The 22,298-nt window shown below is 73.2% G+C and carries 26 protein-coding genes; 15 read left to right on the top strand and 11 right to left on the bottom strand.

Going from position 1 to position 22,298, the window contains the following annotated elements; translation table 11 throughout:
• Window positions 1-223 precede the first annotated feature (223 nt).
• From QCD68_RS13130 to QCD68_RS13120, 3 genes are read right to left on the bottom strand one after another with little or no spacing between them, the layout of a single operon-like run.
• Window positions 224-895 carry a methionine ABC transporter permease gene (locus QCD68_RS13130; protein WP_111074671.1) on the bottom strand — a complete coding sequence of 224 codons (672 nt, stop codon included), beginning with the start codon at window positions 893-895 and terminating at the stop codon, window positions 224-226.
• The gene (locus QCD68_RS13125) at window positions 892-1,929 is read right to left on the bottom strand and encodes a methionine ABC transporter ATP-binding protein (protein WP_221852068.1); all 1,038 of its coding nucleotides are present in this window, start codon (window positions 1,927-1,929) and stop codon (window positions 892-894) included. The genes QCD68_RS13130 and QCD68_RS13125 overlap by 4 nt, the downstream gene beginning before the upstream one ends.
• Window positions 1,929-2,891, bottom strand: coding sequence for a MetQ/NlpA family ABC transporter substrate-binding protein (locus QCD68_RS13120; RefSeq protein WP_290158081.1), 963 nt, complete (start codon window positions 2,889-2,891; stop codon window positions 1,929-1,931). Before QCD68_RS13120 ends, QCD68_RS13125 begins: the two co-directional genes overlap by 1 nt.
• Window positions 2,892-3,081: 190 nt before the next feature.
• Here QCD68_RS13120 and QCD68_RS13115 point away from each other — a divergent pair, with 190 nt between their 5' ends.
• A complete protein-coding gene (locus QCD68_RS13115) occupies window positions 3,082-3,579 on the top strand; it encodes a 2'-5' RNA ligase family protein (RefSeq protein ID WP_301223315.1) in 498 nt (165 codons plus the stop codon).
• Here the strand turns inward: QCD68_RS13115 and QCD68_RS13110 are convergent.
• The 3 genes from QCD68_RS13110 to QCD68_RS13100 form a co-directional block, all read right to left on the bottom strand.
• Window positions 3,572-4,840, bottom strand: a complete 1,269-nt coding sequence (locus QCD68_RS13110) for a D-arabinono-1,4-lactone oxidase (RefSeq protein WP_301223314.1) — start codon at window positions 4,838-4,840, stop codon at window positions 3,572-3,574. The genes QCD68_RS13115 and QCD68_RS13110 overlap by 8 nt on opposite strands.
• A gap of 80 nt (window positions 4,841-4,920) precedes the next feature.
• Window positions 4,921-6,420 carry an MDR family MFS transporter gene (locus QCD68_RS13105; protein ID WP_301223313.1) on the bottom strand — a complete coding sequence of 500 codons (1,500 nt, stop codon included), beginning with the start codon at window positions 6,418-6,420 and terminating at the stop codon, window positions 4,921-4,923.
• A 131-nt stretch (window positions 6,421-6,551) separates the two neighbouring features.
• Entirely contained in the window at window positions 6,552-6,833 is a 282-nt protein-coding gene (locus QCD68_RS13100; protein WP_111074665.1) for an acylphosphatase, read from the bottom strand.
• A 122-nt stretch (window positions 6,834-6,955) separates the two neighbouring features.
• On the opposite strand from QCD68_RS13100, the gene QCD68_RS13095 reads away from it, so the two are divergent.
• The 6 genes from QCD68_RS13095 (at window position 6,956) to QCD68_RS13070 (ending at window position 13,096) form a co-directional block, all read left to right on the top strand.
• Window positions 6,956-7,648: an NUDIX hydrolase gene (locus QCD68_RS13095; protein WP_301223312.1), complete on the top strand. Its 693-nt coding sequence runs from the start codon at window positions 6,956-6,958 to the stop codon at window positions 7,646-7,648.
• Window positions 7,649-7,678: 30 nt separating this feature from the next.
• Window positions 7,679-9,028: a quinolinate synthase NadA gene (gene nadA, locus QCD68_RS13090; RefSeq protein WP_301223311.1), complete on the top strand. Its 1,350-nt coding sequence runs from the start codon at window positions 7,679-7,681 to the stop codon at window positions 9,026-9,028.
• A 2-nt stretch (window positions 9,029-9,030) separates the two neighbouring features.
• Window positions 9,031-10,671, top strand: a complete 1,641-nt coding sequence (gene nadB / locus QCD68_RS13085) for an L-aspartate oxidase (protein WP_301223310.1) — start codon at window positions 9,031-9,033, stop codon at window positions 10,669-10,671.
• Entirely contained in the window at window positions 10,668-11,600 is a 933-nt protein-coding gene (gene nadC, locus QCD68_RS13080) for a carboxylating nicotinate-nucleotide diphosphorylase (protein WP_301223309.1), read from the top strand. The genes nadB and nadC overlap by 4 nt, the downstream gene beginning before the upstream one ends.
• 10 nt (window positions 11,601-11,610) lie before the next feature.
• Window positions 11,611-12,750 carry a cysteine desulfurase family protein gene (locus QCD68_RS13075; protein ID WP_301223308.1) on the top strand — a complete coding sequence of 380 codons (1,140 nt, stop codon included), beginning with the start codon at window positions 11,611-11,613 and terminating at the stop codon, window positions 12,748-12,750.
• A gap of 82 nt (window positions 12,751-12,832) precedes the next feature.
• The gene (locus QCD68_RS13070; protein ID WP_301223307.1) at window positions 12,833-13,096 is read left to right on the top strand and encodes a hypothetical protein; all 264 of its coding nucleotides are present in this window, start codon (window positions 12,833-12,835) and stop codon (window positions 13,094-13,096) included.
• Window positions 13,097-13,283: 187 nt separating this feature from the next.
• Here QCD68_RS13070 and QCD68_RS13065 read toward each other — a convergent pair whose 3' ends face one another.
• Window positions 13,284-13,748 (bottom strand): MSMEG_6728 family protein, encoded by a 465-nt coding sequence (locus QCD68_RS13065; RefSeq protein ID WP_301223306.1) that lies wholly within the window; start codon window positions 13,746-13,748, stop codon window positions 13,284-13,286.
• 104 nt (window positions 13,749-13,852) lie between these two features.
• Here QCD68_RS13065 and QCD68_RS13060 point away from each other — a divergent pair, with 104 nt between their 5' ends.
• Window positions 13,853-14,449: an NAD(P)H-dependent oxidoreductase gene (locus tag QCD68_RS13060; RefSeq protein WP_181439221.1), complete on the top strand. Its 597-nt coding sequence runs from the start codon at window positions 13,853-13,855 to the stop codon at window positions 14,447-14,449.
• A gap of 53 nt (window positions 14,450-14,502) precedes the next feature.
• On the opposite strand, the gene aroQ is transcribed toward QCD68_RS13060, so the two are convergent.
• The gene (gene aroQ, locus QCD68_RS13055) at window positions 14,503-14,937 is read right to left on the bottom strand and encodes a type II 3-dehydroquinate dehydratase (protein ID WP_253463867.1); all 435 of its coding nucleotides are present in this window, start codon (window positions 14,935-14,937) and stop codon (window positions 14,503-14,505) included.
• A 163-nt stretch (window positions 14,938-15,100) separates the two neighbouring features.
• Here aroQ and QCD68_RS13050 point away from each other — a divergent pair, with 163 nt between their 5' ends.
• Together QCD68_RS13050 and QCD68_RS13045 are read left to right on the top strand one after the other, a co-directional pair.
• Window positions 15,101-15,514 carry a VOC family protein gene (locus QCD68_RS13050; RefSeq protein WP_301223305.1) on the top strand — a complete coding sequence of 138 codons (414 nt, stop codon included), beginning with the start codon at window positions 15,101-15,103 and terminating at the stop codon, window positions 15,512-15,514.
• 27 nt (window positions 15,515-15,541) lie between these two features.
• Entirely contained in the window at window positions 15,542-16,138 is a 597-nt protein-coding gene (locus tag QCD68_RS13045) for a DNA-3-methyladenine glycosylase I (protein WP_301223304.1), read from the top strand.
• Window positions 16,139-16,152: 14 nt separating this feature from the next.
• Here QCD68_RS13045 and QCD68_RS13040 read toward each other — a convergent pair whose 3' ends face one another.
• Both QCD68_RS13040 and QCD68_RS13035 read right to left on the bottom strand, forming a co-directional pair.
• Complete coding sequence (locus QCD68_RS13040) at window positions 16,153-16,656, bottom strand: GNAT family N-acetyltransferase (protein WP_301223303.1); 504 nt, start codon at window positions 16,654-16,656, stop codon at window positions 16,153-16,155.
• A gap of 14 nt (window positions 16,657-16,670) precedes the next feature.
• A complete protein-coding gene (locus QCD68_RS13035) occupies window positions 16,671-17,471 on the bottom strand; it encodes a LysR family transcriptional regulator substrate-binding protein (RefSeq protein ID WP_301223302.1) in 801 nt (266 codons plus the stop codon).
• A gap of 33 nt (window positions 17,472-17,504) precedes the next feature.
• Between QCD68_RS13035 and QCD68_RS13030 the strand changes: the two genes are divergently transcribed.
• From QCD68_RS13030 to QCD68_RS13020, 3 genes are read left to right on the top strand one after another with little or no spacing between them, the layout of a single operon-like run.
• Window positions 17,505-17,882: a DUF5997 family protein gene (locus tag QCD68_RS13030; protein WP_110902580.1), complete on the top strand. Its 378-nt coding sequence runs from the start codon at window positions 17,505-17,507 to the stop codon at window positions 17,880-17,882.
• 8 nt (window positions 17,883-17,890) lie between these two features.
• Window positions 17,891-18,400 (top strand): hypothetical protein, encoded by a 510-nt coding sequence (locus QCD68_RS13025; RefSeq protein ID WP_301223301.1) that lies wholly within the window; start codon window positions 17,891-17,893, stop codon window positions 18,398-18,400.
• A 19-nt stretch (window positions 18,401-18,419) separates the two neighbouring features.
• Window positions 18,420-18,950 carry an Lrp/AsnC family transcriptional regulator gene (locus QCD68_RS13020; RefSeq protein WP_110902582.1) on the top strand — a complete coding sequence of 177 codons (531 nt, stop codon included), beginning with the start codon at window positions 18,420-18,422 and terminating at the stop codon, window positions 18,948-18,950.
• A gap of 45 nt (window positions 18,951-18,995) precedes the next feature.
• On the opposite strand, the gene QCD68_RS13015 is transcribed toward QCD68_RS13020, so the two are convergent.
• On the bottom strand, window positions 18,996-19,427 hold the full coding sequence (locus tag QCD68_RS13015; protein WP_220034040.1) for a GNAT family N-acetyltransferase: 432 nt from the start codon (window positions 19,425-19,427) through the stop codon (window positions 18,996-18,998).
• A 107-nt stretch (window positions 19,428-19,534) separates the two neighbouring features.
• On the opposite strand from QCD68_RS13015, the gene QCD68_RS13010 reads away from it, so the two are divergent.
• Window positions 19,535-21,073, top strand: a complete 1,539-nt coding sequence (locus QCD68_RS13010; RefSeq protein WP_301223300.1) for a hypothetical protein — start codon at window positions 19,535-19,537, stop codon at window positions 21,071-21,073.
• Between the two features lie 87 nt (window positions 21,074-21,160).
• A partial coding sequence (locus QCD68_RS13005; protein WP_301223299.1) for a hypothetical protein occupies window positions 21,161-22,298 on the top strand: 1,138 nt, incomplete at its 3' end.

The following is a 22,298-nucleotide window of genomic DNA, read 5'->3' as shown; positions in this document are numbered from 1 at the left end:
TGCGGGGTGGGGTGGGGTGTTGTGTTTTCTTGGCGCCGGGCCGGGGTGGGGGGGGGGGCCGGCGGGCGCGGCCGGGGGCCCCCCCCCCCCGCCGCGCCGCGCGCACTCCGCCGAGCGGTCACAGACCGTCGTTCAGGCGTGCCGAGAACGACGATTCGTGACCGCTCGGCGGGCAGCACCCGGGGGCGGCGGCAGGGGAGGCGGGCAGCACCCGGGCCGGGCGTCAGCGGCGGAGCGTCGCCCGCGCCAGGCGGTTGCCGACGAACTGGCCGAGCTGCACGATGACGACGATCGCGGCGACCGAGACGTAGACCACCCACCAGTCGTACCGCTGCGAGCCGTAGGTGATCGCGTACTCGCCGAGCCCGCCACCGCCGACCAGTGCACCCTGCGCCGTCATGTCGACGATGCCGATGTAGATGAACGTGTAGCCGAGGATCAGCGGCCCGAGCCCCTCGGGGATGAGCACGGTCAGCAGGATCGACACCGGGTGCGCCCCGGAGGCCCGTGCCGCCTCGACGACGCCCGGATCGATGGCGAGCAGGTTCTGTTCGACGATCCGCGACACCGCGAACGCCGCGGCGAGCGAGATCGCGAACGTCACGGCCGGGACGCCGATCGTGGTCTGCACGGCGACGCGCGACAGCGGTGCGATCGCGGCGAGGAAGATCACGAACGGGATCGGACGCACCAGGTTCACGACCAGGTTGATGACCGTGTACGCGGTGCGGTTCGACAGCAGGTTGCCCGGCCGGGTGGCGTAGAGCAGCAGCCCGAGGGCCAGACCGATGACACCCGCGATGACGAGCGACACCAGGGACATGACGATCGTGTCCCGGGTCGCGGCGAGGAACACGTCGAACGTGTCGATGACGCTCTGGAACGAGTTGTTCATGCGCGGGCCTCCTCGACGACGGTGATGCCGGCGGCGCGCAGGGCGCCGACCGCCCGGTCGACGTCGGCGTCACGCCCACCGAGCTCGTACGTGAGCGAGCCGATGCGGCGCTCACGGATCTCGCTGACCCCGCCGAAGACGAGCTCGGCGGTGACCGCGGTGTCGCGGAACGCCTGGTCGATGCGACCCTGCAGCCCGGCCTCGTCGGTGATCCGGACGGACACGATCCGGCCGGGGTGGCGCTCGTGCAGACGGGCGACGGTCTCGGGCGAGGGGCGGTCGTGCAGGGCGGTGCGGACGAAGCGCTGCGCGGCCTCGGTGGTGGGGGCGGAGAACACGTCGTAGACGTCGCCGACCTCGACCACGCGGCCCTGCTCCATCACGGCGACGCGGTCGGCGATCCTGCGGACGGCGTCCATCTCGTGGGTGATGACGATGATCGTGACGCCGAGCTCGCGGTTGACGCGGCGGAGGAGCGCGAGGACCTCCGACGTCGTCTCCGGGTCCAGGGCACTGGTCGCCTCGTCGGCGAGCAGCAGTTCGGGGTTCGACGCGAGCGCCCGGGCGATGCCGACGCGCTGCTTCTGCCCGCCGGACAGCTGCTCGGGGTAGGCGTACGCCCGGTCGAGCAGCCCGACGAAGTCGAGCAGTTCGGCGACCCGGCGGTCCCGTTCGGCCTTCGCGACACCGGCGACCTTGAGCGGGTACGCCACGTTCCCGGCGATCGTGCGGGAGCGGAACAGGTTGAACTGCTGGAAGACCATCCCGATCCGGCGCCGGGCCTGTCGGCGGTCCCGCTCGGGGATCGCCGTCAGTTCCTGCCCGGCCACGGTGACGGTGCCCGAGGTGGGCAGCTCGAGGGCGTTGACGAGTCGCACCAGGGTGGACTTGCCGGCGCCGGAGTACCCGATCACCCCGAGGACTTCGCCCTGGTGGACGTCGAGGTCGACACCCTCGACCGCGGTGACGGTCTCTCCGGTGTCGGCGCGGCGGTAGCTCTTGGTGACACCGCGGAGTTCGACGAGGGCAGCCACTACTCGGCTGCTGCCTTCGCGTCCCGCTCGACGGTGGCGAGCTCGTCCTGCAGGGCGGACGCCTTCTCGTCCCGCGCGACGGCGTCGGGGTAGTCCTTGGTGAAGTCCTTCTGCACCGCGCTGTCCTGGAACAGCTTCGCGAGGTCCAGGTAGGTGGCGTTGTCCTTGTCCTCGTCGCGGACCGCGAAGACGTTGACGTACGGGGCGGCGGAGGAGCTGGACGGGTCGTCGGTGAAGACCTTGTCCGAGGCGGGCAGCCCGGCGGCGGTGGCGAAGTTGTTGTTCACGACGGCCGCGGCGACCGAGCCCTGCTGCAGCGCGTTCGCGGTCTGCGAGGCGTCGAGCGGCTGCACGTCGACCTTGTGCGACGTGATGTCGTCGGTGGTCGAGAACGCGCTGCCGCCGTCCCGCAGCTCGATGAGCTTCGCGGACTGCAGGACGAGCAGTGCCCGGGCCTCGTTGATGGCGTCGTTCGGGATCGCGACCTTCGCGCCCTCGGGGATCGCGGACGTGTTGTCGTACTTCGTCGCGTAGAGGGGGAGCGGGTAGACGGCGGTGGAGCCGATCGGCTGCAGGTCGTCCTTCGCGGTGACGTTGTAGTTCGCCAGGTACTGGATGTGCTGGAACTGGTTGATGTCGACCTGCCCGTCCTTGAGCGCGGGGTTCGGCAGCGAGTAGTCGGCGAAGTTGGTCAGCTTGACGGTGACGTTCAGACGCTGTTTCGCGAGTGCCGTGTAGGTCTTCCAGTACGGCAGCGCCTTGTCCGCGACACCGATCGTCACGGTCTGGGCCTTGCGGTCCGAACCGCTGCCGGCGGCTCCGGGCTGGTCGGAGCCGCCACCGCGGACGGCGACGACCACGACGGCGACGATGATCGCGACGACGACGACGGCCGCGGCGATGATCCACCCGAGCGGGCGCTTGCGCTGCGGACGGTCGGGCAGGACGGGGGACGCGGACATGGCTGCTCCTCGTGAGGGGGTCGCCCTGCTGGCAGGGACGGTGCTGTGGGGGTCCCGACGCTGGGGGTCACCCGGCGGGGACAGCCACGAGTGTGCCCGGCAGCCCCGGACCGGGTCGATTCACGTTCCGTCGTGTTACGACCGGCGTCGCTGTGTGACGCCGGCGCTCGCCGTCGGGCAGGCTCGAGACGTGCGCAGCATCGAACTCGTCCTCGACCCGGATGCCGAACGGGCGGTCCGTGGCGCCTGGGAGGCCCTGGTCATCGCCGACCTGCCGAGCATGGGCCGACACACGTCCGAGACCAACGCCCCGCACGTGACGCTGGCGGCGGGCGAGACGCTGCCCGTGCCGTCCGGCTTCGACGCGCCGCTGCCGAGGGTGATCCGCCCCGCGGGCCTGCTGCTGTTCCCGGCCGGTCCTGGTCGCCACGTCCTGGGGGTCTCCGTCGTGGTCGACCCCGCGCTCGCCGCGTTCCACGAGGCCGTGCACCGCGCTGCGCCCGGCGGCGTCGACACCTCGCTGCCAGGACGGTGGGCGCCGCACCTCACGCTCGCACGTCGGCCGCGGGACGTCGACCTGCCGCGGATGCTCGAGGTGCTGGCGTCGGTGCCGCTGCCGGAGACCCTCGGCGTCGCCGGCGTCCGGCACTGGGACGGCGAGACGAAGACCGTCACAACGGTCAGCTGAGCCCCGAACCAGCAGGCAGCCCGAGCACCCGCTCGCCGAACGCCGAACGGAACTTGCCGGCCGGGTCACGACGCTCGACCAGTTCGCGGAACGCGCCCAGCCGCGGGTACAGCGCGGCGACGGCGGAGCCGTCGAGGGAACTCATCTTCCCCCAGTGCGGACGCCCGCCGAACGGGGCGAGTCGCGCCTCCAGGTCGGGCAACAGGGCCGCGACCTGCTCCGGGTGCTTCTTCCAGGTGAACGCGATGCAGAGCACGTCCTCGCCCTGCGTGGGGCTCAGCCACAGGTCGTCAGCCGCCATCGTCCGCAGCTCGCACACGTGCAGGTGCGGCTGGATCCGGTCCGCCAGCCCGCGCAGCGCGTCGAGCGCCGCGGCCGCGTGTCGGAGCGGCACGAAGTGCTCGCTCTGCACCTCCGACCCGACCGAGGGCACCGACTCGATCGGGAAGTGGGGCAGCCGGTCCCACCACGGCCCGACCGAGCCGTCGCGCGCGGTGTGGTGGCCGTCACCGGGCGAGCCGGGCAGGCGGGGCGCGCCCAGGAGGCCCGTGGGGACCTCGACGTCGTCGGCCCCGTCCGGCACGCGGGACTTCACGAGCACCTCGGAGACGGTGTCGCCGAACAGCGTGTAGACGCAGACGGAGTACCCGGCGGCGAAGACCTCGGCGGCGGAGGCGGTGAAGGTGTTCCACGGGATCGGCCCGTAGAGGTCCTGGCGCATCCGGTACGCGGGCTGCACGTCGACGGTCACGCGGGTGACGATGCCGAGCAGCCCGAGGTGGATCGCAGCGCCGCCGAGGTCTGGGTCATCGCGTCGGATCGTGCTGGTGGTGCCGTCCGGGCCGATCAGCTCGAGCGCGGCGACGGCGGTGCTCAGCGAGCCGAGTGTGGTGCCGGAGCCGTGCGTGCCGGTGGCGATCGCGCCGCCCAGCGAGATGTGGGGGAGCGACCCCTCGTTGTGCAGGGCGACCCCGGCCGCGTCGAGTTCCGGTGCGACGAGCCCGTACCGGGTGCCGGCGCCCATCGTGGCGGTGCGGCGGTCCGCGGCGACCACGAGGTCGGTCGGCACGGCGGTCAGGTCGAGCAGGACGCCCGGGGTGTCGGCGACGTCGTTGAACGAGTGCCGGGTGCCGAGCCCGCGGATGCGGGGACTGCGGGCGACGAGGTCGGCGACGTCGTCGAGCGAGGTCGGCCGCACCACCCGCTCGGCCGTGTAGGTGACCGTGCCGGACCAGTTCAGCTCGCTCGTCGTCGACCGCATGTGCCCACGATGCCACGCGGCCGGGAACGACGACGCGCCCCCCTCCGGAAGAGGGGGGCGCGCGGTCGGAGCGGGAGCGGTCAGTGCATGGCGGGTGCGGGTGCACCCTCCGGGGTGGCCGGCTTCCGGACCATCGCCGAGGCGATGATGCCGAGCATCGAGATCACCGCACCGACGAGGAACGCCGAGTGCACGCCGGACGCGGTCGCCCGGGCGGTGGCCTCGGCGGCGGTCGCGGCGCCGGCGACGTCGCCGTTCGTCGCCGCGGCGGTGGCGCCGAGCGTCAGCAGCGTGACGAACAGCGCGGTACCGGCCGCACCGGCGAGCTGCTGGGCGGTACCGAGGACGGCGCTGCCGTGCGAGTACAGGCGCGGCGGCAGGCCACCGAGTGCCGCGGTGAACAGCGGCGTGAAGGTCAGCGCCAGGCCGAGGCTCAGCACGATGTGGGCGACGAGGACGAACGTGACGCTGGTGTCCGCGGTGACCGTCGAGAGCGCCCAGAGCACGGCGCTGATGATGATCGATCCGGGGATGAGCAGCATGCGCGCGCCGTAGCGGTCGTAGAGACGGCCGACGATCGGGGACAGCAGCCCCATCAGCAGGCCGCCGGGGAGCAGCAGCAGGCCGACCTGCAGGACCTCGAGGCCGAGCACCCGCTCGAGGTAGATCGGCAGCAGGATCAGCGTGCCGAACATCGCCATGAAGCTGATCGCCATCGCGACGATCGGGATGGTGAAGCCCTTGGTGCTGAAGGTGCGGAGGTCGAGGAGTGCGGCGTCACGGCGCTGCAGCCGGGTCTGGCGGACGATGAACACCGCGAGGGCGACGAAGCCCACGACGAGCGCACCGATCGGCACGCCGTACCCGGTGTCCCCGGCCTCGCCGATGCTCGACAGGCCGTAGACGATGCCGCCGAACGCGAAGGCGGACAGGACGACGGAGAACACGTCGATCGCGGACTTGCGCGGGGTCGAGACGTTGCGGACCTTCACCATGCCGAGCACGAGGGCGGCCAGGGCGATCGGCAGGACGAACCCGAACAGCCAGCGCCACGAGAACGCGTTGAGGATGAGGCCGGAGATCGTCGGGCCGATCGCGGGGGCGACCGAGATGACGATCGAGATGTTGCCCATCACACGGCCGCGGTGGGCCGGCTCGATGAGGGTCAGGACGGTGGTCATGAGCAGCGGCATCATGATCGCGGTGCCGCTGGCCTGCACGATGCGCCCGATGAGCAGCATCGTGAAGCCCGGCGCGAGCAGCGCGATGAGCGTCCCGGCGGAGAACAGGCTCATCGCCCAGACGAACACCGGTCGGGTGTTGAAGCGCTGCAGCAGGTAGCCGGTGATCGGGATCACGACGGCCATGGTGAGCAGGAAGCCGGTGGTCAGCCACTGCCCGGTCGCGGCGCTGATGCCGAGGTCGTCCATGAGTCGCGGCAGCGCCACGCCCATGATCGTCTCGTTGAGGATGACGACGAACGCCGAGACGAGCAGCAGTCCGATCACGAGGCGGTTGCCCGCGGGGGAGGACTCTTCGACGGACCCGGTGCGGGGTGCGGAGTCGACGGCCTGGGTCAAGGGGGCTCCTGATGTCTTCGTGGTGTGACGGTGGACCCACGACGGGTGGGTACCGAGGCTGCAAGAGCTGACAGGACCACAGCATTCCCGACTGCCGCAGAACGTGGGGTGAACTCCGCGTGTCGCCCGCGTCAGTGCAGGATGCGGAAGCCGTCGTCCTCGCCGAGCGGGGCGACCTCCCGCACGGCCACGTCGGTGACGGTCGCCGACGGCGGGCCGGAGCGGAGCATCACGACCAGGGCGTCGACCGCGGGGCCGGGGCCTTCCGCCTCGACCTCGACGGTGCCGTCGAACAGGTTCCGTGCGTACCCGACGAGCTCGAGCCCGTCGGCCTTCCGTGCCGTCCAGTACCGGAACCCGACGCCCTGCACGGCTCCGGTCACGACGGCGTGCTTCCTCGTGGTGCTGCCCATGCGGCCGATGCTACGAGCGGCGTGTTACCCGGGCGTCACGGCTGCGTTCCGGTCCGGTGACCATCGTGATACGGTCATCAGTACCCGAACAGTTCGGGTCACAATGACCATAACAAACGACGATGGGGGCAGCGATGGACGACACCGGCATCCGCCTGGCGGTCTCGACCGTGATCGTCGCGCTCCGCCCGCACCCGGACACCGGCGTCCCCGCGCTCTGGATGCCGCTGGTCCGCCGGGTGACCGAGCCGTTCGAGGGCTCGTGGGCGTTGCCCGGTGGCTGGGTCGGGGCGGACGAGGGGCTCGACGACTCGGCCGCCGCGCGCCTCCGCGAGACGACCAAGGTGCAGCCGCGCTACCTGGAGCAGCTCTACGCGTTCGGCGCCGTCGACCGCTCGCCGACGCGGGTCGTGTCCGTCGTCTACTGGGCACTGGTGCACCCGGACGAGGCGAACGTCGTGCCGGACGACTGGAACGTGCGGTGGTTCCTCGCCGACGAGCACCCGCCGCTGGCCTTCGACCACGACCGCATCGTCGAGTACGCGCTGTGGCGGCTCCGCAACAAGATGTCGTACTCCCGGATCGCGCAGGCGTTCCTCGGTGACCGGTTCACGCTCGCCGAGCTCCGCGGTGTGTACGAGGCGGTGCTCGGGCAGACGCTCGACCCCGCCAACTTCCGTCGGCAAGTCGCGCAGAGCGACGCGGTCCTGCCGACCGACGAGACCACGAGCGGCGGACGGCACCGACCGGCCCGGCTGTACCGCTCGAACCCCGACCTGTCGTACGCGGACAACGGCCCGCTGACGACGCCCTGACCCATCCCCTGAGCTGAGACGGGAACCGCCGTGTCCATCGCGACCACCATCGAACTGATCTCCAACGGCCGGGCGGCCGGCACCACCTGCACGCCCGACCTCGCCGCGCCGACCTGGGACTTCGACAGCGTCCCCGGCTACGGCCCCGGTTCGTCGATGTCCGACGTCATCCCGACCTCCGCCCCGCGGCAGGGCGTGATCCCGGACGAGTACAAGAACGCCCCCGACGACGAACTGCACGAGCGCATCGAGCGGGCGAAGGCGACCCTGGGGGACCGCGTGGTCGTCCTCGGGCACTTCTACCAGCGGGACGAGGTCGTCCGGCACGCGGACTTCCTGGGCGACTCGTTCCAGCTCGCCAACGCGGCGCTGACGAAGCCCGACGCCGAGGCGATCGTGTTCTGCGGCGTCCACTTCATGGCGGAGACGGCCGACATCCTGGCGCGGGACGACCAGCGCGTGATCCTGCCGAACCTGGCCGCGGGCTGCTCGATGGCGGACATGGCCGACATCGACAGCGTCGAGGCGGCCTGGGCGGAGCTCACCGCGCTCTACGGCACCGAGCCCGACGCCGACGGCCGCGTGCCGGTCATCCCCGTCACGTACATGAACTCCGCCGCCGACCTCAAGGCATTCTGCGGGCGGAACGGCGGCATCGTCTGCACGTCCTCGAACGCGGCGACGGTGCTCGAGTGGGCGTTCGAGCGCGGGCAGCGCGTGCTCTTCTTCCCCGACCAGCACCTGGGCCGGAACACCGCGAAGGCGATGGGCATCAGCACCGACCGGATGCCGCTGTGGAACCCGCGCCTGGCCGGTGGCGGCAACACGGCCGCCGAGCTGCTCGAGGCGCAGGTCGTCCTGTGGCACGGCTTCTGCTCGGTGCACCGCCGCTTCACGGTCGACCAGATCGAGCAGGCCCGCCGTGAGCACCCGGGCGTCACCGTCATCGTGCACCCGGAGTGCCCGATGGCCGTCGTCGACGCCGCCGACGTCGCGGGCAGCACGGACCTGATCCGGAAGACCGTCGCCGCCGCCACCGAGCCGACGACCTTCGCGATCGGCACCGAGATCAACATGGTGAACCGGTTGGCCGCCGAGTACCCGCAGCACACGATCTCCAGCCTGGACCCCGTCGTCTGCCCGTGTTCGACGATGTACCGGATCCACCCGGGCTACCTGGCGTGGGTGCTCGAGGCGCTCGTCCGCGGCGAGGTCCTCAACGAGATCGTGGTGCCCGCCGCGGTGCAGGTCGACGCGAAGGTCGCCCTCGAGCGGATGCTCGCCGCCAAGCCCCGCCCGCTGGCAGGGCAGCGCGACCCGGGCCCGGCCGCCACCAACCCGGCCGCCACCGACGCGCCCACGACCACCACCCGGGCCTGACGGTGCACGTCGTCATCGTCGGGTCGGGCATCGCCGGCCTCACCGCCGCCATCCGCGCCAGCGCACGACACGATGTGACCCTCGTCACGAAGGGGGCGCTCGCCGACGGTGCCACCGCACGCGCCCAGGGCGGCATCGCGGTGGCGCTCGGCGCGGACGACTCTGCCGCCCTGCACGAGCACGACACCCACGTCGCCGCGGCGGGCAGCGCCGATGCCCGCGCCGTCGACGTCCTCTGCACCGACGGCCCGGCCCGCGTCCGCGACCTGCTCGCGCTCGGCGTGCCGTTCGACCGCAGCACCGACCCGGCGACCCTCGACCGCTACGGCGACGACCTGGCGCGTGGACGCGAGGCCGCGCACGCCCGTTGGCGGGTCCTGCACGCGGACGGCGACGCGACCGGGGCCGCCGTGGAGCGGACGCTCGTCGCCGCCCTGCACCGGCGACACGTCACGATCCTCGAGCGCACCTGCCTCATCGACCTCGTGGTCCGCGGCGGCGAGGTCGTCGGCATCGACGTCCTGGACCTGCTCGGCGAACCCCGGCGGATCGACGCGGACGCCCTGCTGATCGCCTCCGGAGGCGCCGGACACCTGTACCGGGAGACGACCAACCCGCTGGTCGCGACCGGGGACGGCACGGCAGCCGCCTGGCGTGCCGGGGCGGTGCTCGCCGACCTGGAGTTCGTCCAGTTCCACCCGACCCGACTGGCGGTCCCGGACGGTGGTCTGGTCTCCGAGGCCGTCCGCGGCGAGGGGGCCGTCCTCCGCGACGCTGCCGGACACCGCTTCATGACCGGCGTCCACCCCGATGCCGAGCTCGCCCCGCGGGACGTCGTCGCCCGGGGGATCGCAGCGGCCGTCCGGGCGCAGGACGGCCGCCCGGTCCTCCTCGACGCGACCGGACTCGACGCCGACTTCCTCGTCGGACGCTTCCCGGGGCTCACCCGCGCCACCCGGGCGGCCGGCTTCGACTGGACCCGCGAGGGCGTCCCCGTCGCCCCGGCCGCGCACTACGCGATGGGCGGGATCGCGACGGACACGGAGGGCCGGACGAGCCTCCCGGGTCTCCTGGCGGTCGGCGAGGCCGCCTGCACCGGCGTCCACGGCGCCAACCGACTGGCGTCGAACTCGCTGCTCGAGGGGCTCGTCTTCGCGGTCCGCGCGGCCGACGCGCTCGGCAGCCCGCGACCCGGCCGGCTCCGCCTGCGCGGCGAGGCGACACTCGTCCCGACGGTCGTCGAACCCGCCGGCGACCGGACGGGAGGCACGACCCACCCCGGTCCGTCCGCCTCCGTCCGGCAGGCGCTGCAGTCCGTCATGACCGACCGCGTCGGCCTGCTCCGCGACGCGGCCGGGCTCGCCGGGGCCCGCGCTGCCCTGGCCGGAATGTCCGCGCCGGCACCGACCACCGTGCGGGACGCCGAGGACCGCGCCCTGCTCGACCTCGCCCGGCTCACCGCCCGCGCTGCCGAGGCCCGCACGGAGTCCCGCGGTGCCCACGCCCGCACCGACCACCCGGACACCGACCCGGCCGCACCCGTGACGCTCGCCTGGGTCACCGCGACGCCCGCACCGTCCGCCGCGGCACCGTCCGCTGCCGCATCCACCCGCACGTCCGCCCGACAGGGAGCACTCGCATGACCAGCACGACCGCCACCGCAGCCACCCCGACCGACGCACGGACTGCACCGGCCGCGGCGGTCCCCGATCCGGGCACGATCCCGCCGCACGCACTGCGCCGGGTGATCGAGACCGCGCTCGAGGAGGACGCGCCCTGGGGTGACGTCACGAGCGAGACGCTGATCCCCGCCTCGGCCACCGCGACCGCGATCCTGGCGGCCCGCGAACCCGGCGTGCTCGCCGGCGGTGAGGTCTTCGTCGCGGTGATGCACGCCGTGGACCCGGGCCTCGTCGTCGCCCTCGCCCGCCGCGACGGTGCGACCTTCGCTGCCGGGGACGTGATCGCGAGCGTCACCGGGTCGGCGCGCTCGGTGCTCCGGGCCGAGCGGGTGGCGCTCAACCTGGTGCAGCGGATGTCCGGCATCGCCACCCTGACCGCGCGGTACGTCGACGCGACGGTCGGGACCGGCGCCCGGATCGTCGACACCCGGAAGACCACGCCCGGCCTCCGCGCACTCGAGCGGCACGCGGTCCGCTGCGGCGGCGGTCACAACCACCGGACGTCGCTGTCCGACGCGGTGCTCGCGAAGGACAACCACCTGGCGGTGCTGCTCGCCGAGGGGGTCGGCATCGGCGACGCGATCCGCGCTGCCCGGGCCCGGCTCGGTCACACCGTGCACCTCGAGGTGGAGGTCGACCGGATCGACCAGATCGAGGCGGTCGTCAGCGCCGGCGTCGACACGATCATGCTCGACAACTTCACCGTGCCGATGCTCCGGGAGGGCGTCGCCCTCGTAGCCGGCCGGGCGCTCGTCGAGGCCTCGGGCGGGGTGTCCCTCGACACGGTCGCCGCGATCGCCGCGACCGGGGTGGACATCGTCTCGGTCGGTGCCCTGACCCACTCGGCACGGGCGCTCGACCTCGGGCTCGACGTCGACGTCACCGCCTGAGGCACGAAGCGTGTTCTACCTCGACCGTGCCGCCACCACGCCGGTCCGCCGCGAGGTCCTCGAGGCGATGTGGCCCTACCTGACCGGCACCTTCGGCAACCCGTCGTCGACCCACGGGCTCGGGGACGCCGCCGCCCGGGGGCTCGCCGCCGCGCGGACGGCGGTGGCCGGCGCGCTCGGCTGCCGCCCGGGCGAGGTCGTCTTCACGAGCGGGGGGACCGAGGGGGCGAACACCGCGGTGAAGGGCATCGCCCTCGCCACACCCCGCGGCCGCCACGTCGTCACGAGCGCGATCGAGCACGAGGCGGTCCTCGAGAGCTGCCGCCACCTCGAACGGTTCCACGGCTTCGAGGTGACGGTGCTGCCGGTCGAGTCGGACGGCACCGTCGCGCCGGACACCCTGCGCGCCGCACTCCGACCGGACACCACCCTCGTCTCGATCGCGCACGCCGACAACGAGATCGGCACGGTGCAGGACATCGCCGGGCTCGTCGCGATCGCCCACGAGGTCGGGGCCCGCTTCCACACCGACGCCGTGCAGTCCGCCCCCTGGCTGCCCGTCGGCCTCGACGTCCTGGGGGTCGACGCGGTCTCGGTGTCCGGGCACAAGCTCGGCGCCACGAAGGGGACCGGCGCGCTCGCCGTCCGCGCCGGGGTCCAGCTCGAGCCGCTCGTGCACGGCGGGGGACAGGAGCGCGGCCGTCGCTCGGGCACCGAGGACGTCGCCGGCGCGGTCGGGCTCGCCGCCGCCTGGGGGAGTGTCCTCGCCGAGCGGGAGGCCGCCGCAGCCCACGCCACGACGGTGCGGGACCTCGTCGTCGCCGGGGTGCTCGACCGGGTGCCGGGCGCGCGGCTCACCGGGTCGGCCGAGCACCGCCTGCCGGGGCACGCCTCCTTCTGCTTCCCGGGCGTGCACGGCGAGACGGTGCTGCTCGAGCTGGAACGACGCGACGTCGTGTCCTCCTCCGGCAGCGCCTGCGCCGCGGGCAGCACCGAGGCCTCGCACGTGCTGACCGCGCTGGGCCTCCCGGACGACCTGGCCCGGTCCGCAGTCCGGCTGACGTTCGACGCGACGCTCACGACCGCGGACGCGACGGCCGTCGTGGAGGCCGTGGTCGCCGCCGTCTCGGCCGTCCGGTCACTCGCCTGACGCGGTGTACTAGACGTTCTACTCCATGTCTGGGGACGTGTCCCCTCTATTGCGGACAAGCACTCTCGGCCAGAGTGGAGTCATGGCGAACGCGACGACGACCCCGGTGACGCAGGACGACCGCTTCCGCGCGGTCCAGCTCCTGCCCGCACCGGCGACGGTCCTGGCGCTCGCCGTCGGTTCCGCGCACGGCCTCGACGCCGGTCCGCTCGCGGTCGTCGCCCTCGTCGGCGTCCTCGCGACCCTCGCCAGCGCACTCCTGCCCGCGCGGCTCGCGCGCGCCGGCCACGCGATGGCGGCGCCGACCGAGTCCGACCGGTACCGGGGAGACCGCGACCGGAACTGACCTCTCGACCTGCACCGCCCCTCCCGGCGGTGCGCTGGACCGGACGCATCCCCTGATGCGCGTCCGGCCGGGACACCGGCCCCTGCCGGGTCGTCCCGGAACGACCGGGCCCGCCGCGGCCTCCGGGACCATCGACCCCTGAACGATGTGTCCCGTTCCCCCCGGGGTGCGGCGGGTCCGGTCCCACTCAGGCGGTCGTGCGGTGCTCCACCGTGCCGGGCCACAGGTAGTCGAGGTCGTCCGGCACGTCGGGGAAGAACGGTCGGTAGTGCTCCGGGGCCTTCTGCACGAGCTTCGAGCGGTGCGACAGGTGCACGCGCTCGTCGGTGTTCCACGAAGGCACCTCGAAGTCACCCCGCTCGTACGCCGCCAGGTCCTCCGGCACGAGTGCCAGGTCCGCCAGGGTCTTCTCGAGACAGGTGTCGGCGTGCCCGCGCTCGAGCCACACCCGGCACGTGGCGTCCTGGTAGGCCATCAGTGCCGGCCGGAACCCCCGCCACATCGCGGTGACCGGGTGGTGCTGCCAGCCGTAGTCCGGCAGGATCAGCGCGCGCATCACCTGCAGGGTCTCGACCCGCTGCTTGCCGAGGCGCTTGTCGTCGAGCACCTCGGCAGAGGCGCGGAAGTCCGCGAACGGCAGGAAGGTCTGCATCTGCCGGACGCTACGCCCGCGCGCCCGGGAGTCCGCGCGGTGCCGGGTGACACATGTCGTCACATCGGCGACCGGCGCGTGCGGGGCGTGTGAGCATCGACCGCATGAGCAGTTCCCTCGTCGTCGGGGTCAGCGGCAGCCCGTCCGACCCGTCCCGCACCTCGACCCTCGTCGCCGCGACCGTCGACCGGCTCGCCGCCGAGCTGCCGGACGCCGAGACCGTCATCGTCGAGATCGGCCCGCTGCTGGCGGACCTCGGCGCCGCCGTCGACCGCGAGCACATGTCGGACGCCACCCGGGCAGCGCTCGAGGCCGTCGAGGCCGCGGACGTCCTGGTCGTCGGCAGCCCGGCCTTCCGTGCCGCGTACTCCGGGGCGTTCAAGCTCTTCTTCGACTGGATCGGCCAGTACGACCTGGTCGACACCCCGGTGCTGCTCACCGCGACCGGGGGCAGCGACCGACACGCCCTGCTCGTCGAGCACCAGATGCGGCCGCTGTTCGGGTTCTTCCAGTCGACGACGCTGCCGCTGGCGGTGTTCGGCAACGAGCGGGACTTCGACAAGCGCGTCGGTGGCTACGACATCGCAAGTGTCGACCTCGAGCTGCGGATCGACCAGGCCGTCCGTCGGGCGATGCCGATCATCCGCGGCGGGTTCGTGGCGGCGGGCGTCGACGAGGTGCGGCGGCCGGCGGAGTTCTGACGGGCCTCCCGGCCGGGGTGTTCCGGGCTGGACCCGTCAGCCGCCCAGGTGGGTCAGCCGCGCAGCAACGCGGCGACGTGCGCGACCGCCAGGCGGTACCCGTCCGCCCCGGCACCCGCGATGACCGCGGTCGCGGCCGTGGCGACGTGGTCGACGTGGCGGAACGGCTCGCGCTTCCACGTGTTCGACAGGTGCACCTCGACCACGGGCACGCTCAGTGCCTCGACCGCGTCGTGCAGTGCGACCGAGGTGTGCGCGTAGGCGGCCGGGTTGATGACGACGGCGTCGTGGTCGTCGAGCGCCTCGTGCAGCCAGTCGACGAGCTCGCCCTCGCGGTTGGTCTGCCGGAAGTCGACCTCGTGTCCGTGCTCGGCGGCCTCGGCGCGCACGATGCCCTCGAGGTCGGCGAGCGTCACGGTGCCGTACTGCGCCGGGTCCCGTCGGCCGAGGATGTCCAGGTTCGGGCCGTTGAGGACGAGGATGCGCATGCGGCGAGCCTACCGAGCGGGTGGGTGGGCGGAGACGGCGGTCGGCACGGGGTGTCGTCCCGGCTCGGCGGCTGTCCGTGCCGACCTGCCGTCGGTTCCACCACGGAACGGTTGCGTGGGCGCGGTCCGGGGGCCAGGTTGGTCACGACGGAAGGGACCCCACATGTCGACCATGGTGTTCATCAACCTGCCGGTGTCCGACCTGGCGCGGGCGACCGCGTTCTACCAGGCGCTCGGCTACCCGCTCAACCCGGTGTTCAGCGACGACACCGCCTCGAGCATCGTCGTGAGCGACACCGTGTACGTGATGCTCCTGACACACGCGAAGTTCTCGGAGTTCACCGACAAGGCGATCGCCGCGCCGGACACCATCGAGGTCATCAACTCCCTCAGCGCCGAGACGAAGGACGAGGTGCACCGGATCGTCGACGCGGCCGTCGAGGCCGGCGGCACCGAGGACCGGCCGGAGATGGACCTCGGCTTCATGTTCCAGCGGAGCTTCAACGACCCCGACGGCCACCGCTGGGAGTACGTCTGGATGGACCCCGCCGCGCAGGAGGACGGCCCGCCCGCCTGACCCCTCGTCTTGCGGGAAGATCGGGGGATGACCGACGACCTCGTGACCGGCGCGGACGGCCTCGCCCGACCGCTCTGGGCGTCGACCGACCCGATGCTGCGTGCCTACTACGACACCGAGTGGGGGATGCCGGTCCGCGACGAGCGGGGTGTGTTCGAGCGGCTCTCGCTCGAGGCGTTCCAGTCCGGGCTGTCCTGGCGCACGATCCTGGCGAAACGGCCGGCGTTCCGGGCAGCGTTCGCCGACTTCGACCCGGACACCGTCGCCGCGTTCGGGGACGACGACGTCGCCCGGCTGCTCGGCGACGCGGGCATCGTCCGCAACCGCGCGAAGATCGCCGCGACGATCACCAACGCGAACGCCACCGTCGCGCTGCGGGCGGACGGGGGACTGGCCGACTTCGTGTGGTCGTTCCGGCCGGACGACACGCCCAGGCCCCGGACGGCCGCGGAGGTCCCGACCACCAGCCCGGAGTCGACCGCGCTGTCGAAGGCGCTGCGGAAGCGCGGCTTCGCCTTCGTCGGGCCGACCACGATGCACGCCCTGATGGAGGCGCTGGGCATCGTCGACACGCACCTGCTCGGCAGTCACCGTCGGGCGACCTCGGGCGTCTGGCCGGACTGAGGTCCGGCTGACGCTCAGGTGAGCGGGAGCCGCATCTGCACCGCGGCGACCTCGTACCCGAGCTCCTCGTACAGGTGGCGCGCGCCGGTGTTGTAGCCGAAGACGTTGAGCCCGATGCTCCTCGCGCCGGCGTCCCGGGCGACGACGTGGGCGAGCTCGAGCCCCCGCCGCGCGTGACCCTGCCGTCGGTGTGCGGCGTCGACCTCGACCTCGAAGACCCACCACTCGGTGCTGCCCGCCGTGAGCGGGCCGACCCAGAGCTGCCCCACCACGGTGTCGTCCGCGAGCGTCAGCTCCCACACGTGGTGACCCGCTGCGGGCGACCCGCCCGGGAACCACTTCTCGAGGGACTGCCGCATGTTCGTCTCGGCGGCCTCGGGGCTCTCACCTGACCGGATGCGCGAGGCCACGTAGTCCGCCATCGAACGGTCCAACCAGCCCGGCATCCGCTCGCCGGGCATCGGCACGAGGCGCACGTCACTCGGCGCCGGAGCCGGAGTCGGGGTCGTGCCTGGCACTGCGGAGTCCATCGTCAGCGGTTGCCCTTCGAGCCGCGCTTCGGCTTGCCGGACATGCCGCGCGGGGTGCGGCCGCGGCCGGTGGAGTTCTTGCCGCCGCCGCTCTTCGCGCCGGTGCCCTTCGTGGCGCTCCGCTTGGCGACGGTCTTCGCGTTCGCCGCCGTGGCCTTGCCGCCGGGCGCCTTGCCGGAGGCCTTGCCGGCCGCCTTCTGTCGTGCGCCGTCCTGCTCGTCGGGATCCGAGCCTCCTGGCTGGTCCGGCTGCTGCCGCGAGCTGTTCGCGGTGCGCCCGCGGACGACGCCGATGAACTCCTCGGTGAGCTCCGAGGCGTCCTCGTCGCGCCAGACGAGTGCGACGCGGGTGCCGGGGGAGCCGGCGAGCGGCCGCGAGACCAGGGACTTCCGGCTCTCGGCACGGAAGAGGGACTGGGGGAGGACGACGACCCCGACGTTGGCCTCGACCAGGTCGAGCGCTGCCCCGACGTCCGCCGGGACGGGCCCGGCGTCGAGGACGGTGACGCCGGCGAGATCAGCCTCGGTGACCTCGTCGAGGTCGGCGAGCGGGGAGTCCTTCGGGGCGGCGACGACGGCCGTCTCGGTCCACAGCGGGATGGCGTGCGGCTGCTCGCCATCGGCCCGTTCGGGGACGGGCATCCGGGCGAAGACCATGTCGGCGTCAGCCTCGATGACGTCGAGGACGTCGTCGGCGGTGACCGGCATGAGGACCAGGTCGACGTCCGGCCGGCGCTGACGCCAGACCCGTACCCACTTGGCGGGGGAGACCCCGGGTACGAAGGCGATGGAGAGCGCGGTCATGCACCCGAGCATAGGGGCCGTACTCTGGTCACCATGGCCCAGGAACAGACCATGAAGCCCGAGACCGCTGCCAAGAAGCTCGGCATCCTCCTCTCGGCGACACCCGAGTCGTTCCGTGCGGGCCCGATCGCTCGCACGACGTTCGACGAACTGCAGAGCGAACCGCCGACGTGGCTGCAGGACCTCCGTCGTGACGGTCCGCACCCCCGCCCGGTCGTCGCCGCGCGCCTCGGGGTCTCGATCTCCGGACTCGCCCGCGCCGGCGTGGACGACGTCCTCACCACCGAGCAGATCAAGCAGCTCCTGCAGGACATGCCCGCGTGGCTGGTGCAGGAGCGTTCGACCCAGGCCGCGGTCCGCACCGAGAACGTGCGCGTGAAGCAGGAGCGCGCCGCCCGCACCGAGGGCTGACCCCACCCGTGCACGGGACCGTCGCCGACGCCATGCTCGTCGTGCCGCAGTTCGCCTCGGTGTGCTGCATCGTCGGCGACCGGTACCGCCCGCGTCCGGGTGTGATCGTCCCCGCGGCCGTGATGCTCGTCGCGATGCTCATGCCCGTCGTGCAGGCCGGCCCGTCGTGGACGATCCTCGCCGCGGCACTGCTGCTCTTCCTCGCGCCGATGCCCGTGATGCGCCGACGGCGTCGGGACGGTCGTCGTGCCGAGCCGATGGACGTGCACCGAGCACTCTCCGCCGTCGTGATGGCGGGGATGCTGCTGATGGGTCACGCGTCCGAACTCGGCGGCGGTGGCGTGCACGCCCACGCCCTGGTCCTCACCGCGGTGCTCGGCGCCGGCGTGATCGGCTACTGCGCCTTCAGCGGGTGGCTGCTCCGGTACGAGTGGGCCCGGGAGGACCGTCGCGCCGTGCGCAGCGGCGAGGTGTTCGCGATGACCGTCGCCGTGGTCGGGATGACCCTGGCGATGTGACCGGCGTTACGGTGGTGCCGTGTCCGACCGCATCGTCCGCCGACCCGACGCCCCACCGCCGCGCCTCGACGAGGTCGACGAGCGGATCCTCTGGGTCCTGGCCTCCGACGCCCGGATCCCGAACAACCGGCTCGCCGCCGCCGTTGGCATCGCACCGTCGACCTGCCTGGTGCGGGTCCGGGCACTCGAGGACGCCGGCATCATCACCGGGTACCGGGCCGAGGTCGACATCGCCCGACTCGGGTTCTCGATCGAGGCGATGGTCTCCGTCCGGGTGCACGCCGCCGCCCGGCACGAACTGCGGGAGTTCGCGAAACGCCTGCTCCGGGTGCCGGTGGTGCTCGACGTGTCGTTCCTGGCTGGCGACAAGGACTTCCTCGTGCACATCGCCTGCACGTCGACCGAGCAACTGCGGGACTTCGTCGCCGACGAGCTGAGCGGGGACCCGTCCGTCGCGACGACGCAGACGTCGATCGTGTTCGAACGGCTGGTCGCGGACCGGGAGCACCAGGCCCGGTCCTACGGCGAACTGCGCCGCTGGCAGGCCTGAGGCCGGCGGACCGGGGCCGTCAGCGCGGCCCCTCGGCGTGGCCCCTCAGCGGGTGCGGACCATCGGGGTGTGCGGGATCGCGTCCTCGAGGAAGTCCTCGCCCGAGCGCACGAAGCCGAACTGCGCGTACCACTCGCCGAGGTGCGCCTGCGCGTTGATGCTGATCCGCTCCGAGCGGCTCTCGGCGATGGCCGCCTGCATCAGCGCGGCGCCGAGGCCCTTGCCACGGGCGTGCGCCGCCGTCGCGACACGGCCGATCCGCTCGGTGCCGTCGGGCTCGCGGAGCAGACGCAGGGTGGCGTCGACGGACCCGCTGCCGGCCCAGAACTGCACCGTGCCCGGCTCGAGGTCGCGGCCGTCGATGTCGTCGTAGGCGCAGGCCTGTTCCACCACGAACACGTCCTGCCGCAGGCGGAGGATCTCGTGCAGGGTGACGACGTCGAGGTTGCGGGTCGGGGCGCTGAAGGTCGAGGGCACGACGTTTCCTGACTTTTTCTTGGGAATGGGTTCCGCACGGCACCTGTGCAGGCGTACCGTGCCGGTCAACCACTCTACGTGCGCAGCCGAGATCAGGAGGTGAGCGCATGGACGCATCGATGCGTGCACCCCTCAACGCGGTGATCCGTTGGGCCCTCATGGCCTCCGGCATCGCGCTGGCACTGGTGCTGCTGTCGCTCTTCTTCGGTGCTCGGCCCGCCTCGGCGGCCGGGGTGCTCGGCCTGGGTGGGACGTCCTCGAGCAGCTCGCAGACGACCTCGTCGCAGCGCTCGGACGGCCTGCTGGGCGGTGTCGTGTCGGGCGTCGGCGGGACGGTCGAGGGCGTCGGACGGGCCGTCGGCAACGTCGTCACCCCCACCCGTCCGGCCCACGTGCCGGCCCCGGCGGCCCCCGCGCCGGCACCGGCGGCACCCGCCCCGGCCCCGGCAGCGCCGGCGCCCGCTCCGGCGGCGCCCGCCTCGGCAGCGCCGGCACCCGCTCCGGCGGCCCCGGTCACAGTCGCTCCGGCTCCGGCTCCGGCACCGGCTCCGGCCGCCCACGCTCCGGTCCCTGCAGCAGCCCCCGCGGTCCCCGCACCGGCGGGCTCGCACGCGGCCCCGACCACTGCTTCCGCGCCCACCTCGGCAGGCCAGCCGTCGAGCCACGCCGGCACCCCGGCGAACGCCCCCGCGAACGACTCCGGAGCACCTGCAGGCACGCCGACGACCCACCCGGGCACCTCGCTCGTCGGTGGCGTCGTGTCGGCCGTGAGCGGCGCCTCCCGGCCCGTCACCGACACCGTCGCGACCGTCCTCGACCCCGTCACCGGGGCTGTGCAGGACGTCGCCGGTGACCGCCCGGTGACCGCGATCGTGGCCGTCGTCGACCGGGTGGTCGGGAGCCTCCCGGTCGTCGGCGGACTGCTCGGCGACGACACGCTCGGCACCGTCACGGCACCAGTCACCGGCACCGTCGACGACGCGCTGGGAACGGTCGGCGGCGTCGTCGGCGTCCTGCCCGGCGTCGTGTCCGAGGTGCCCGACGTCGTCGGCGACCTTCCCGGCGTCGGTGGCGGACTCCTGCCGGGAGGCTCCCTCCCCGTCGTCGACGTCCCCTCCGTCCCCGTCGGGGTCAGCCCCGGCACCGGAGGCTCGGTCGCGCCGATCCTGCCGGGAGTCCCGGAGCCGGCCGCTCCCGCAACGCCCGCCGTCGCCGTGTCGGCCACCGAGGCCGCGCACGCCGCGACCACCGCGGCCGCACCGGGCACGAGCACGAGCACGAGCACGGGCGCAGCTGACCAGACCACGACCGTGTCCTCCCCGTCCGTCGTCCGCGCGAGCACCTCGGCGGCCGTCGACGGTCCGCTCGCTGCCGGCACGGCATCGACCCCCCTCGCTGCCGCGACCTTCGGCGGCGAGGCCCTCGTCCTCCCGGAGGGTGGCGTGCCCGTGCACGCACCGTTCGAGGGCTCCACCGGCGGCACCGCAGGCGGATCCGCCGCGGGCAGCTCCGGTGGCGCGAACCCGATCGGCACCGTCGGTGCCGACGCACAGACCTCCCCCCTCGCCGCGGGTCACCGCGGTCCGGTCACCGACGATGCCCTCCCGGCATCGCTCGTCGGCGACCACGACGTCGCCCCCGATTGAGATCGGCGCACCTGCCCGCCACGGCAGGACGCGTCACCGACCGCCTCCGTGCGGTCGACCAACCATCTCGATCAGGAGTGAACGACCATGAACAAGAACGTCACCCGAGGGCTCTTCTTCGCCCTCTGCGTGGGCGGGCTGACGCTCGGTGGAGCCGTCGCGGCGAACGCGGCGACGACCACCGGAGCGGACGGCATCGCCTCCGGGACCCAGATCGCGCCGAACGTCGACGCGCCGGTCTCCGTCACCCGCAACGCCTTCGGCATCGTCGGCGACGCGGTCTCGGCAGTCACGAGCCCGGCGGCTGCGCCGGCTCCGGCGGCTCCGGCACCGGCGCCGGCATCCGCTCCGGCGGCACCTGCTCCGGCTCCGGCACCGGCGCCCGCCGCGCCGACGACGAGCGGTGCCGACGGCATCGCGTCCGGCACCCAGGTGGTACCCGAGGTCACGGCTCCCGTGACCGTCAGCGGCAACGCCGTCGGCGTGCTCGGCGATGCGGCGGCTGCTCCGGCACCCGCACCCGCTCCGGCTGCTCCGGCTCCGGCACCCGCTCCGACGACCAGCGGCGCGGACGGCGTCCTCTCCGGCACCCAGGTCGCTGGCGACGTCGACCTCCCGGTGACGGTCGGCGGCAACGCCTTCGCCGTCGCGGGGGAAGCCACCAGCACCGGCTCGAGCACCTCGGCTCCGGCCACCGCGCCGGCCACCGCCGCTCCGGCGGCGACGCCCGCGTCCACCTCGGGCGCGGACGGCCTGCTGTCCGGCACACAGGTCCTGCCGGACGTCTCGATCCCGGTCACGGTGTCGGGCAACGGCATCGGGGTCCTCGGGAACGGCGCCGCGAGCGCCGGTCCGTCGACCTCCGGCACCCCGGCTGGTTCCGGCTCGACGGGAGGCGCGCCCTCCTCGACGACGTCGGGCTCGGACGGTCTCATCTCCGGCACGCAGCTCCTCGGCACCGTCTCCGTGCCGATCACGGTGACCGGGAACGGCATCGGGGTCCTCGGTGACGGTACGAGCACCGGCGGCTCCGGCACCGGCGGTTCGACCACCGGGACCGGCAGCGGCACCGGGACCGGCAGCGCGCCGGTCTCGGGCGGGACGACCTCGGGGGAGGACGGTGTCGGTTCCGGCACGCAGGTCGCTCCCGTGGTGTCGGTCCCGGTGACCATCGGTGGGAACGGCATCGGCGTGATCGGTGACGGCGCCAGCACCGGCGGTTCGA

This window comes from Curtobacterium sp. PsM8 (assembly GCF_030433875.1).
Lineage (GTDB): Bacteria > Actinomycetota > Actinomycetes > Actinomycetales > Microbacteriaceae > Curtobacterium.
Note: the sequence above shows the minus strand (reverse complement) of the source record. Positions and strands in the feature narration are given on the sequence as shown.